9 protein-coding genes are annotated in these 13,364 nt (G+C 61.4%); 4 read left to right on the top strand and 5 right to left on the bottom strand.

Going from position 1 to position 13,364, the window contains the following annotated elements:
- Positions 1 to 10: 10 nt before the first annotated feature.
- Complete coding sequence (locus AC07OF_RS04240) at positions 11 to 1,873, top strand: NAD(P)-binding protein (protein WP_157193829.1); 1,863 nt, start codon at positions 11 to 13, stop codon at positions 1,871 to 1,873.
- Between the two features lie 116 nt (positions 1,874 to 1,989).
- On the opposite strand, the gene AC07OF_RS04235 is transcribed toward AC07OF_RS04240, so the two are convergent.
- The 3 genes from AC07OF_RS04235 to AC07OF_RS04225 form a co-directional block, all read right to left on the bottom strand.
- A complete protein-coding gene (locus tag AC07OF_RS04235; RefSeq protein WP_495072594.1) occupies positions 1,990 to 3,096 on the bottom strand; it encodes an NADH:flavin oxidoreductase/NADH oxidase in 1,107 nt (368 codons plus the stop codon).
- Positions 3,097 to 3,213: 117 nt separating this feature from the next.
- Positions 3,214 to 4,923, bottom strand: a complete 1,710-nt coding sequence (gene recJ / locus AC07OF_RS04230; RefSeq protein WP_157193833.1) for a single-stranded-DNA-specific exonuclease RecJ — start codon at positions 4,921 to 4,923, stop codon at positions 3,214 to 3,216.
- A gap of 4 nt (positions 4,924 to 4,927) precedes the next feature.
- The gene (locus tag AC07OF_RS04225; RefSeq protein ID WP_038614134.1) at positions 4,928 to 5,470 is read right to left on the bottom strand and encodes a YaeQ family protein; all 543 of its coding nucleotides are present in this window, start codon (positions 5,468 to 5,470) and stop codon (positions 4,928 to 4,930) included.
- A gap of 130 nt (positions 5,471 to 5,600) precedes the next feature.
- Between AC07OF_RS04225 and AC07OF_RS04220 the strand changes: the two genes are divergently transcribed.
- The 3 genes from AC07OF_RS04220 to AC07OF_RS04210 are packed head-to-tail and all read left to right on the top strand — an operon-like array spanning position 5,601 to position 8,440.
- Positions 5,601 to 6,800 (top strand): CaiB/BaiF CoA transferase family protein, encoded by a 1,200-nt coding sequence (locus AC07OF_RS04220; protein WP_476445932.1) that lies wholly within the window; start codon positions 5,601 to 5,603, stop codon positions 6,798 to 6,800.
- 47 nt (positions 6,801 to 6,847) lie between these two features.
- A complete protein-coding gene (locus AC07OF_RS04215) occupies positions 6,848 to 7,735 on the top strand; it encodes a TIGR02285 family protein (RefSeq protein ID WP_157193837.1) in 888 nt (295 codons plus the stop codon).
- A gap of 42 nt (positions 7,736 to 7,777) precedes the next feature.
- Positions 7,778 to 8,440: a response regulator gene (locus AC07OF_RS04210; RefSeq protein WP_232478206.1), complete on the top strand. Its 663-nt coding sequence runs from the start codon at positions 7,778 to 7,780 to the stop codon at positions 8,438 to 8,440.
- An 8-nt stretch (positions 8,441 to 8,448) separates the two neighbouring features.
- Here AC07OF_RS04210 and AC07OF_RS04205 read toward each other — a convergent pair whose 3' ends face one another.
- Together AC07OF_RS04205 and AC07OF_RS04200 are read right to left on the bottom strand one after the other, a co-directional pair.
- Positions 8,449 to 9,669, bottom strand: coding sequence for an EAL domain-containing response regulator (locus AC07OF_RS04205; protein WP_495072593.1), 1,221 nt, complete (start codon positions 9,667 to 9,669; stop codon positions 8,449 to 8,451).
- 85 nt (positions 9,670 to 9,754) lie between these two features.
- Entirely contained in the window at positions 9,755 to 13,357 is a 3,603-nt protein-coding gene (locus tag AC07OF_RS04200; RefSeq protein ID WP_476445933.1) for an ATP-binding protein, read from the bottom strand.
- Positions 13,358 to 13,364 lie beyond the last annotated feature (7 nt).

The raw sequence follows: 13,364 nt of genomic DNA, 5'->3' as shown, positions 1-13,364 counted from the left end.
AAGGAAACCCATGGAAATAACCCGTCGCGACTTCATCAATGGCGTCGCTATCGGCATTGCAGCGGGCCTGACCCCGCTGCAACTGCTGCAAGCGGCCGAAAGCGGGCGCTACTACCCGCCGGCATTGACCGGCCTGCGTGGCAGCCATGTCGGCGCCTTTGAAGTCGCGCACCAGATGGGCTGGGAGAAAAAAAGCTTCGCCACCGACACCTTGCCGATCAAAGAGGAATACGACCTGGTGGTGGTCGGTGGTGGCATCAGCGGGCTGGCGGCGGCGTTTTTCTATCGGGAAAAGCACCCGGAGGCGAAAATCCTCATCCTCGAAAACCACGACGACTTTGGCGGTCACGCCAAGCGCAACGAGTTCAGTGCTGGTGGGCGGATGATTATCGGCTACGGCGGTAGCGAGGCCTTCCAGTCACCCAACCACCTGTACAGCGCCGAGGTCAACGGCTTGCTGAAAAAACTCGGGGTGGATATCAAGCGTTTTGAAACGGCCTTCGATCGCAGTTTCTACCCAGGCCTGGGCCTGTCGCGCGGCGTGTTCTTCGATAAAGAAACCTTCGGCGAAGACAAACTGGTGACCGGCGACCCGACGCCCATGGTCGCCGACGACATTGCCCCCGGGCAGCTCAACGCCCGTTCGATCCGCGATTTCATCAACGATTTCCCCCTGCCCGAAAGCGACCGCAAGGCCTTGATCGACCTGCACCAAGCGCCCAGGGATTACCTGGCAGGCAAGTCACTGGAGGACAAGACCGCCTACCTGGAACGCACCAGCTACCGCGACTTCCTGCTCAAGGACGTCGGCCTGTCGCCCACCGCGGTGAAGTACTTTCAGGGCCGCACCAACGACTTCATGGCCCTGAGCATCGATACCGTGGCCGCTGCAGATGCCTACTACGTCGGTTTTCCCGGTTTTAGCGCGATGAACCTGGAGCCGATCAGCGAAGAAGCCCAGGCGGAAATGGAAGAGCCCTACATCTATCACTTCCCCGATGGCAACGCCTCGCTGGCACGCTTGCTGGTGCGCAGCCTGATTCCGTCGGTAGCACGGGGCAAGGACATGGAAGATATCGTCCTGGCCGACTTCGACTACAGCCAGCTCGACCGCAGCGGGCAGCCGGTGCGCCTGCGCTTGAACAGCACCGCAGTCAGCGTGCGCAATACCGATGGCGCGGTGAATGTCAGCTACAGCCGCGGCGGTCAACTGGCTCAGGTACGCGGCAAGCACTGCGTTCTGGCTTGCTACAACATGATGATCCCGTACCTGCTGCGCGACCTGTCGGCCGAGCAGGCGTATGCCCTGAGCCAGAATGTGAAGTTTCCGCTGGTGTACACCAAGGTCATCGTGCGCAACTGGCAGGCTTTCCAGAAGCTTGGCGTGCATGAAATCTACGCCGCCACGCAACCCTATAGCCGGATCAAACTGGACTACCCGGTAAGCATGGGTGGCTACGAACATCCACGCGACCCGGCACAGCCTATCGGCCTGCACATGGTCTACGTACCGACCAGCCCTGATAGCGGCATGAACAGCCGTGACCAGGCGCGCGCCGGACGCGGGCGACTATATGGCACGCCATTTGAAACGCTGGAAAGCCAGTTGCGTGAACAACTGCAGCGCATGCTCGGGCCTGGCGGTTTCGACCACAACCAGGACATCCTGGCGATCACCGTCAATCGTTGGCCGCATGGTTATGCCTGCTTTACCAACACCCTGTACGACGATCCTGATCAGACCGAACAGTGGATGGAACTGGCACGCAAGCCTGTGGGCAAGGTCAGCATTGCCAACTCCGATGCGGCCTGGAGTGCGTATGCGCATGCGGCGATCGATGAGGCATGGCGGGCTGTCGGCGAACTGACCTGATCCAGCTCATATTGTGGGAGCCGGCCTTGCCGGCGATGGGGCGGTCCGCGTTCGCTGCGTAGTACCCCCGGCCCGGCGGCGCCGGGCATCGCCGGCAAAGCCGGCTCCCACAGATGTCAGTCGCGTAAATCCGACTCATGAATCGGTTGCTCACGACTGGTCGCGCGCTGGTACTGAGCCGGCCAGGTTGCCTTGTTGCCGCCCAGGTCATCGTCGGCATGCAGCGGCCAATACGGATCACGCAACAGCTCTCGCGCCAGGAAAATGATATCGGCCTGCGCCGTGCGCAAAATGGTTTCGGCCTGCATCGGGTCAGTAATCATCCCGACCGTTCCGGTGGCAATCCCCGACTCTTCGCGCACTTTGGCGGCAAACTGTGTCTGGTACCCAGGCCCGGTAGGAATCTCGGCGTTCACCGACGTGCCGCCGGAGGACACATCGATCAGGTCCACACCCAATTTGCGCAAGCGCTTGGCCAACTCGACGGTCTCGTCCGGGTTCCAGCCATCTTCAACCCAATCGGTAGCCGATAGCCGCACGAACACCGGCAACTCCTCCGGCCAGACTTCCCGCACCGCCTCGGTCACCTGCAAGGTCAGGCGAATGCGATTTTCGAAATTGCTGCCGTATTCATCACGTCGCTGGTTGCTCAACGGCGACAGAAACTGATGCAGCAGATAGCCATGCGCCGCATGCACTTCAACCACCTTGAAACCTGCTGTCAATGCACGCTGCGCGGCGTCGACGAAGGCCTGAATCACTTCATCGATCTGCGCTTTGCTCATCTCGACAGGCGCGGTGTGCTGCGGATCGAAGGCAATTTTTGACGGACCGACCGGTACCCAGCCGCCGTCTGCGGGCTTGACGCTCCCCTGCTTGCCCAGCCACGGCCGATAGGTACTGGCCTTGCGTCCGGCATGCGCCAGTTGAATGCCGGGAACCGCGCCCTGAGCAGTAATGAAACGGGTAATACGCTGCAGCGGCGGGATCTGCGCGTCATCCCACAGCCCGAGATCCTGGGCGGTGATGCGCCCGTCGGCGGTAACCGCTGTGGCCTCGGTGAAGATCAGCCCGGCACCGCCCACCGCGCGGCTGCCCAGGTGGACCAAGTGCCAGTCATTGGCCAGGCCATCGACACTGGAGTATTGGCACATGGGAGAAACGGCAATACGGTTGGGCAGGGTCAGGTGGCGCAGGGTATAGGGTGCAAGCAGCAGACTCATGGGGCACCTCTCAAATCAAGTGGTAAGGCTCCAGATAGTTGACCGGCCGACCACAGAATCTTCCCCGCAGGTTCTTCGACCAATCATTCTGAGCCTAGACCACTTTGCCCCTTGAGTTCAGCGCGGCTCGATATGCGCGATCATCAGTTGCACGCTTTCCTGACCGCGGAACTCGTTGACGTCGAGCTTGTACGCCAGTTCGACCCAACGCACCGTCGGGTTGGGCCAGACTTCACGATCGACGCCAAAGGCGATGCCATCGAGTTTGACCGAGCCGCACTCGCTCTTGAGCACCACTTTCAGGTGCCGCTCGCCCACCACCCGTTGTTCGACCAGCTGGAACACCCCGTGAAACAGCGGCTCGGGGAAGTGCTGGCCCCACGGCCCGGCGTGACGCAGGGCACGCGCCAGTTCCAGGTGAAACTCTTCAACGGCCAGACTGCCATCGGAGAGCAGGCGACCGGTCAGGTCATCTTCGCGCAACTGCCTGCGCACTTCTTCATCGAAAGCCTGGGCAAACGCCGGGAAGTTGTCGGCAGGCAAGGACAGGCCGGCAGCCATGGCATGGCCACCGAACTTGCTGATCAGTTGCGGATGCTGTGCCGCCACGGCGTCCAGGGCGTCGCGGATGTGAAAGCCCGGCACCGAACGGGCCGAGCCCTTGAGCATGCCTTCGCCGGCATCGGCAAAGGCGATGGTCGGCCGGTGGTAACGCTCCTTGAGGCGCGAGGCCAGGATACCGATCACCCCCTGGTGCCAGTCCGGTTCGAACAGGCATAGGCCGAACGGCATCGACTCCAGTGGCAGATCCTTGAGCTGGGCCAGGGCTTCACGCTGCATACCCTGCTCGATCGACTTGCGGTCCTGGTTCAGCTCATCCAGTTGCCCGGCCATTTCCCGCGCCAGGTTGGGGTCGTCACTGAGCAGGCATTCGATACCCAGGCTCATGTCGTCCAGACGACCGGCGGCGTTCAGGCGCGGGCCGAGGATGAAGCCGAGGTCAGTGGAGGTGATGCGTGCATGATCACGCCGCGCCACCTCAAGGATGGCCTTGAGCCCGGGCCGGGCCCGCCCTGCCCTGATCCGCTCAAGGCCTTGATGTACGAGGATGCGGTTGTTGGCGTCCAGGGGCACGACGTCAGCAACACTGCCCAGGGCGACCAGATCGAGCAGTTCGCCGATATTCGGTTGTGGCGCGTTGTCGTAATGCCCGAGGCTGCGCAAGCGTGCGCGCAAGGCCATCAGCACGTAGAAAATCACCCCGACCCCGGCCAGCGCCTTGCTCGGGAACTCGCAGCCGGGCTGGTTGGGATTGACGATGGCATCGGCTGCCGGCAGTTCATGACCTGGCAGGTGGTGATCGGTGACCAGCACCTTCAGCCCGGCAGCCTTGGCTGCGGCCACACCCTCTACGCTGGAAATACCGTTGTCCACGGTAATCAACAGCTGAGGCTGGCGTTCCAGGGCAACCTGAACGATTTCCGGGGTCAGGCCATAACCGTATTCGAAACGATTGGGCACCAGGTAATCGACATGCGCCGCCCCCAACAGACGCAGACCCAACACCCCTACAGTGCTGGCGGTCGCGCCATCGGCATCGAAGTCGCCAACGATCAGGATGCGCTGGCGCTGGGCCAGGGCCTCGACCAGCAGGTCTACCGCTGCGTCGATACCTTTGAGCTGCTGGTAAGGCAGCAGGCGTGCCAGGCTTTTGTCCAGTTCCGCCGCACTGTGCACGCCACGGGCGGCGTACAGCCGGGTCAGCAGCGGCGGCAGGTCGCCAAGAAACGGCAAGGTGTCCGGCAGGGGGCGTGGTTCGATGCGCATAACGTCAGCCGCGCTCGCCCAGCAGCCACTGCAGCTGCACTTCATGCTGACCACGGTCATCAGTGACGAAGATCGTGCCTTCACTGATCATCACGTCCCACTTGATCGCACGCGGCATGTCGGTGGCCAGGGTCTCGAGCACTTCCTGCGGTACGGCAGCGATGTTCAGGTTCTTGAGGTTCTTGACCGCCGGGACAACCTTGTTCTCCCATACGCGCAGGCTGCCATAGGCAAGCAGGCTGGTGCGCTCGGTACGGCGCGAGCACCAGGTCAGGCGTTCGGCGTCCGGTTGACCGACTTCAATCCAGTGCAGGATGCGGTCGTCCAGGCTTTTTTCCCACAGGGCAGCTTCGTCCACATCCGACAGACCCCGACCAAAGCTCAGTTGCTCGTTGTACCACAGGGCGTAGGCCAGCAGCCGTACGGCCATGCGCTCTTCGGTTTCCGACGGGTGACGGGCGATGGTCTGCTTGACGCTTTCGTACACGCCGCGGTCGAGATCGGTGAGGTTCAGTTCAAACTTGTAGGTGGTGGAAGGCTGGGCCATGGACGGGCTTCTTGCGGCAAGGAAAGTCGCCCAGTCTAACCGATCCGCATGTTCCTTGCGCCGCGGCAGTATCTGGGCGCGCCCAGCTATGATAAAAACGGGGGCTCTGCCCAGCTGCTACGGATGCCTCATGCCTACGCCCAGCAAACCCCTCGCCGGCCTCAAAGTCATCGAACTCGGCACCTTGATCGCCGGCCCGTTTGCCTCGCGCATCTGCGCCGAATTCGGTGCCCAGGTGATCAAGGTCGAGTCGCCCGATGGCGGCGACCCGCTGCGCAAATGGCGCAAGCTGTACGAGGGCACGTCGCTGTGGTGGTTCGTCCAGGCCCGTAACAAACAGTCGCTGACCCTCAACCTCAAGCATGCCGAAGGCATCGAGATCCTGAAAAAGCTGCTGGCCGATGCCGACATTCTTATCGAGAACTTCCGTCCCGGTGTGCTGGAAAAACTCGGCCTGGGCTGGGACACCTTGCACAGCCTGAACCCGAAGCTGGTCATGGTGCGTCTGTCCGGCTTTGGCCAGACCGGGCCGATGAAGGATCAACCGGGCTTTGGCGCAGTCGGTGAGTCGATGGGCGGGCTGCGGTACATCACCGGCTTCGAGGATCGCCCACCGGTACGCACCGGCATTTCCATCGGCGATTCCATTGCCGCGCTCTGGGGTGTGATCGGCGCCTTGATGGCTTTGCGTCATCGCGAGGTCAATGGCGGTGCGGGCCAAGTGGTGGATGTCGCCTTGTACGAGGCAATTTTCGCGATGATGGAAAGCATGGTGCCCGAGTTCGACGTGTTCGGCTTCATTCGTGAACGTACCGGCAACATCATGCCCGGCATCACCCCTTCGTCGATTCACACCAGCGCCGATGGCAAGCATGTACAGATCGGCGCCAACGGCGATGCGATCTTCAAACGCTTCATGCAGGCCATCGGTCGCCAGGACCTGGCCGATGATCCAGCGCTGGCCAGTAACGATGGCCGCGATCTGCGCCGCGACGAACTGTACGCGGTCATCGACCGCTGGGCCCGCAGCGAGCCGCTGGATACGCTGATGCAGGTGCTCAACGACGCCCAGGTCCCGGCCAGCCGCATCTTCAGTGCCGAAGACATGTTCAGCGACCCGCAGTTTCTGGCCCGCGAGATGTTCCTGCAAGCCAAACTCCCCGACGGCAAGCCGTTCAAGATGCCCGGGATCGTGCCCAAGTTGTCGGAAACGCCAGGCTCCAGCGAATGGGTCGGCCCTGAACTGGGCGCGCATACCGAACAATTGCTGGGTGAGCTGGGCTACGACGCACCGGAAATTGCCCGCCTGCGCGCGCAGGGCGCGGTGTAAAGCATCGCCTCTAACCCTGTTCCCGGCCCGACAGCGGAGACCCGTACATGACCGATCGCAAGCGTCCGCGTTGCCGCACGCTGCTGGCCTTGATGTTGTGTACCCTGCTGGGTGCGAGCATGCCCGGGGTTGCCGCGGCCAAGGAGCGACTGCTCTGGGTGCTGCGCGACTTGCCGCCGTTGACCGTCTTCGAAGGCACCGGCAAAGGCCAGGGTGTCGTGGATCAGTTGTTGCCCATGCTGATCGAGAAAATGCCCGAATACGACCACAGCGTCATGCGGGTCAATCGCGCACGTGGCAATCAGATGCTGCAAGAAGGCCGCCTCACTTGCGATCCCACCCTGCTCTGGACCCCCGAACGCGCCCGCTATGTGCACTTTTCACAACCGAGCCTGGGCATTCTCAGTAGCGGCCTGGTGGTACGCCAACAAGACCAGGCGTTACTGTCGCCTTACCTGAAAAACCAGGAAATCGACCTGCGCACATTGCTCACCAGCACCTCGCTCAAACTGGGCGTAGTTGCCGAGCGCAGCTACAGCCCGCCGGTCGACGCCTTGCTCAAGACTCTGTCGGACGAAACGCTCAGCCGTCACTATGGCAATGATGCGGTCAGCAACCTGTTGCAGATGCAAAAACGCCAGCGTTTGCAGCTGCTGCTCGGTTACTGGCCGGAGGCCCGATACCTGATCCAGCAGCAAGGATGGACAACAGACGACTACAGGTTCTATCCGATCCAGGGCGTGGCGCGCTACCAGTTCATCCACGTCGGCTGTGCCGACACGCCACTGGGACGCGAGGCCATCGGCCATATCGACCAGCTGCTCAAATCCTTGCGCCGCGATACCCTGCCACAACTGTATGCGCAGTGGCTGGATCCGCAATCGCGCGAACTCTATCTACAGGACAGTCGACAGTTTTTCCTTGACCCACCTTGAACAGGCGATTAGAACCCTGACGCTGGATAACCGGAGCCTGTTTTGAGTACTTCCCCCTTGCCGCCATTGCGTATCGTCCTGGCTGACGATCATCCGATCTTTCGTATCGGCTTGCAGGCCGTCCTCGACCAGATACCGGGAGTGACGGTAGTTGCCCAGGCCGGTAGCCCGAATGAACTGCTGGCCCATCTGCAAGGGCTGGAGTGTGATGTGCTGGTGACTGATTTCATGATGCCGGTCGGGCAGCAGAACGATGGCCTGAAACTGCTGGAGCAGATTCGCCGGCACTTCCCGCACCTGCCGATCCTGGTCGTGACCATGCTCAACAACGCCGGGCTGTTCCGGGCGATGCTCGCCCTGGGTATAAGCGGCCTGCTGAGCAAAGGCAGCCTGGCTGATGAGCTGCCCCAGGCAATCAGTTGCCTGTCACAAGGCAAAACCTACCTGGCAGCCTCGGTTGAGCACCTGCTGCTGCAAGACGGCGCGGTACGTGAAGACCAGATTGGCGTACAGGAACCCCTCTCACCCAAGGAACTTGAGGTTACCCGCCTGCTCGCCGTCGGCCACACGGTGAGCCAGATCGCAACGTTGCTCAACCGCAGCAAACAGACGGTCAGCACCCAGAAAATCAGTGCCATGCGCAAACTGGGAGTGGCCAATGATGCCGCGCTCTTTCTCTACCTGCAGGAACACGGCCTGAGCTGATTGAATGCTCAGGCATAGGCCCGTTGCTTGCAGCCAGCACTGTTGCGCGCGTCGATCCAGTCGATCAGCTCCCCCCCCGGCATTGGCCGGGCGATGAAATAGCCCTGCATGACCGGATGCCCGAGATCCTTGATTGCCAACAGATCGTCAGCCGTCTCCACCCCTTCGACCACCACGTTCAGGCTCATGCGTCGCGCCATCATCAGGGCCCCCGCCACCACCGCGGCCTTGCGGCCATCATGGGCCATGCCGCGGACAAACTCGCTGGGCAGTTTCAACTCGCTGAACGGTAGCTCCAGCAAGCGCTGCACGTTGGAAACCCCCATTCCAAAATCGTCGATGGACAACTGGCAACCGAGAATGCGCAAGTGCAGCAGGCCTTCGAGTTGCTGGTTGGTGAGGGTATTGCCGGCGGTTTCGACAATTTCCAGGGTCAAGGCGCTGGCCGCTACGGCATGGCGCTCCAGTGCCGCCTTGACCTGATAGTGGAAGTCATCGCGCTGGAGTAGATGCGGGGCGATGTTCACCGCTACCGGCAAGGTTTTTCCTGTGCGCGACTGGAACTGCGCGCTGAATGCCAGGGCCTGGTCAAGGACGTGCCAACTCAGAACATCAAACAGCTCGGCGCCCTCGATGAGCGGAAAAAACTGCGCAGGCGACAGAATACCCAGGCTCGGATGCTGCCAGCGTACCAGTGCTTCAACACCCACCAGCTTGCCGTCAAAACAGACCTTGGGTTGATAGTGCGCCACCCACTGCTCCTGGCTGGCGGCCAGCTCTGCCGTTGTCAGGCTGAGCAATTGCGGGTACTGCGGCGGTCCGGCAGCCGGCAGCTCAGCATGGTCTTGCTCCAGGTAGCGGCGCAGCAGCTGATGCAGGACCAGGCTGGTGGCGGGCTTTTCGATACAGCCCAGCACGTTCAGGCCCAAATTGCGGGCCAGCGCGCCCACGCTGTCGATCACACAGGACTCGGCCCCGCTGAGGATCACCAGCGCTGCCGCCAATTGATGCTCGGCCAGGTGCCGAATCAATGCCAGTCCGTCCGCACCGTCCATCTGCAGGTCGCAAATGGCGATATCGACCCGGCCGCGTCGCGACAGGGTCTGACAGGCAGCCTCAACAGAATCGGCGGTCAGTACATCAAACACGCCATTGGCGTTGAGCATTTGATGCAACGCCATCAGTTGAAAGGGATGGTCCTCGAGAATCAGAACCTTGAGTGAGTGCATGAGCATTACCCCGCAGTTGCAGTCATGTGCGACAGCACAGGCGCTACTCTAGGCAAATGCATCCCTGCAACCTATCGGACAAGTCCTAAAGTTCCTGCGGAATCTTTACCAACTCCCTGTCGATATCTACCTTGAGGTGCAACATCACCTGCTCCAGAGCAGTCCAGGCAGCCTCCAGCGCATTGGGTAACGGATCGCGACATACCCGGGACAATGCCGCACACGCCTGTGCCAACGGCAAGGCATCAATCAGACAGGCAACGCCTTCAAGCCGGTGCAAAGAGGCGCGGACAGCCTCCAGCGCCTGCCTCGATACCGCCTCACTGAGCAACACCTGCTCCTCGCCGAGGTTCTTGTGCAGTTCCTCCAACATGCGCCGCATTACCTGGGGATTGGCCTGGGTCATCTGCTGCAACGCCTGCATCCTGAAGCTGAACAGTGGTGCATGTGCCTCGATCACGGCAGCCAGACGGTCAAGGGAAACCGGTTTGACCAGCAACTCGTCCATCCCCGCTGCCAGACAACGCTCACGTTCTTCTTTCATCGCATTGGCGGTACATCCAACGATGGCAATTTCCGCCCGCAGATGCATGCGTTCAAAACGGCGGATGCTGCGGGCCAGGGCATAGCCGCTCATCACTGGCATGTTGCAATCGGTCAGCAGCAAATCGAAGCGCTCGGCTTGCCAGGCGTTGATTGCCGCCTGAGCACTGCCCACCGCCACCACCTGATGCCCGAGAAACGTCAATTGCTGGCTGAGTACCATGCGACTGGCGGACAGGTCATCAACCACCAGAATACGTCGTGCCGGGCTGACCTGGCGAAGCGCGGCCACGGTCACCGATTGATCTTGCGCCTGGGTGACCGGCTCCAGGGTGAGTGCCACGCGTACCTCGGTGCCGTGACCCGGTACACTTTGCAGGTTGATCGTGCCGCCCATCAGCTCTACCAGTTGCCGACAGATACTCAGGCCCAGGCCAGACCCGCCATATTCGGAAGCTGACCGCGCACTGGCCTGAGTGAACGGCGTGAACAGCTCCGCCTGTTGTTGTTCGCTGATGCCAATACCCGTGTCGCGCACGCACAGCAGCAAGCCGACACCCGATGGCGATTCCAGCCCGGTTCGGCTGACCTCAACACTGACCTGCCCCAAATGAGTGAACTTGAGCGCGTTGCCGAGCAAATTGACCAGCACCTGGCGCAGTCGTAACGGATCAAACCAATAGGCCCCTTGCGCGTCTTCTGCTACCTGCAATTGCAAGTCCAGCCCTTGGGCCAGGGCCTGGTTACGGAACTGGCTGACAATACCGTCAACAAAAGGCATCAGCGCGGTGGCCTGTGGTGCCAGCTGCAGGCTACCGGCCTCGATTCGGGCCAGGTCCAGGCTGTCACCGATCAAGGCAATCAACTCACTGGCCGAGCGGTGCGCTGTCTCCAGCCCGGCCGACGGCGCCTTGCCTTGCGCCAGCGCGGTTTCGCGCTCCAGCTCCAACAAGCCGATAATCACCGCGATGGGCGTGCGAATTTCGTGGCTCATCGTCGCCAGAAACGTGCTTTTGGCCTGGTTGGCCTGCTCCGCCTGCTCGCGCGCTTCCACCAGATCAGCTTCCAGGCGTTTGCGTTCGGTGATGTCGATCCAGCCACCGAGCAGCCCTTGCAGTTGCCCATCGGCGCGGTAGAACGGCACGGTCCACTGGTAGGCATCCGTGCACTGCCCTTCGAATTCGATACGACGGTCGACGAACAACGGCTTCGGGTCTTGCAAGAGGCTCACATAGTCAGCATGCAGCTGCGTTGCCAGCTCAGGCGGAATCATGGCGATATCGGTCAGGCGCTGCCCTTTGACATCCTCCAGGCGCAACGCAAACGCCTGCTCGTAGCTTTTGTTGCAGGTAATCAGGCGCCCTTCCAGATCACGGACATAGATCGGATTGGGGATGCCGTCGAGCAATGCGCGCTTGAAGGCCAGCTGATCGTTGAGGGCTTCCTCGGCCTTCTCGCGCTGGCGGATCTGTGCCCGCAGGCGACTGCTCCAGACCAGTGAAACCAGGCCGAACAGCACCGCGCCGGCCACCGCCCAGTAGACCCAAGGGGCAATCCGTTGCCAGGCGGGTGCCGGCGGTGATTGCGCGCCCAGCCATCTCATCCGCAGGGCACGAAACTCGGCGACCGGGAAGGCTTCCAGGGCCTTGTTCAGAATGCTTTCAAGCTCCGGTGCAGTACGTCGCACGGAGAACAGATCGGCCGCCCACATGCCTTCGACACTCCGTCCAACCTTGAGGGTTGGATCATTGTTCAGCACGCCGTAGGCACCGACCTCACTGTCGATGGTTGCCACCGCCTCGCCGCTGCGCACCATTTCGCGCGCGCGCTCCAGCGAGTCCACCAACAACAGGTGGATGTCAGGGTGGGATTGGCGAATGCTGGCCTCCAGCACATGCTGGGCAGGTAATGCCAGCGTCTGTCCCTTCAGCTCATCCAGCGAGGCCAGGCCCAGCTGGGGTTGGCGAACAATGAACACCCAGCTCTGCCCACCAAAGGAATGGGTGAAGGAGAGGAACTCCCGACGCTCCGGTGAGTCGCTCAGGGTAGTGCTCATGTCAGCCTGGGCACTTTTGAGCAACGCCAGACTCTGGGCGATGGATGTAGAGGGGGTGTAAACGAACTGCAGCCCAGTCAACTGGGCAATCGTTGCCAGCACATCGCTGTTGAGGCCGACCCAGTCACCTTGGCGATTGAGAAACAGGTACGGCGGGTACTGGCTGCCGACGACGGTCACCGTCGGATGACGGGCAATCCACTGACGCTCCTGGACGGTCAACGTAACCCGATGATGATCCACATCCGAACCGAGCCCGGAAGTCCAGCGGCGTAGAATTTCACGACGTACAGAATCATCAAGACTGACCAGGGCCCGGTCGAACATTTGCTGCAATGGCCGGTCCTGGTCGCGCATGGCAAAGGCGAAGCCTATTGGCGGCAAAGCGCTGGGACCGACAACCTGCAATCCCAGATAAGGACGCAAGGCATTGTAGGCCCGGACGATGACCTCATTGCCGATGAACGCATCGACCTCGCCCTGGTTGAGGGCTTCCAGAGCACTACTGAGATTGGGCGCCAGGATCACCTGGCTCTCGGGGTAGACCCGCTGCATCACCTTGATATCGGCATAGCCGTCGAGCAATACAATCTTCTTCCCGGCCAGTGATTCGTGCGGGACCGACGCGCCGCCGCGCACCACCACCATGGAACGGTCTGGAATGTAGTCCTCGGTAAACACCAGGTCTGGCACGCTGCGCTCGAATCCATTGGCGCTGGTGAGCACATCGATCTCGCCCTGATGCAGCGCCTCGATGGCTTCCTCGCGTTTGGCGAACGCCCGAACCTGGGTCCGGACACCCAGGCGGCGAGTGACCAGGCTCAGGTAATCGGCGCTGATGCCCAGGTAACGGTTGCGATCGATGGTGATATCGACCGGCTCATAATCGGCAAAGGAAATACCCACCCGTAACACCCGTGAAGGGCCGAGCCATTGTTGTTCCGCCTGACTCAGCGGCATCGGCTCAAGGTCGATGAACGGTGGTACCAGGGTGAAGGGCAACTGCGCGGCCTGCGCCCAGCTACCGGCAAAAATCCACAACAGGCAAGCCAGCATGAACCCCGCTGATCGGCGGTGTCGTTTGCTCATCGGTACT

It is taken from the genome of Pseudomonas sp. GW821-FHT10B02 (genome assembly GCF_059415665.1).
Note: the sequence above shows the minus strand (reverse complement) of the source record. Positions and strands in the feature narration are given on the sequence as shown.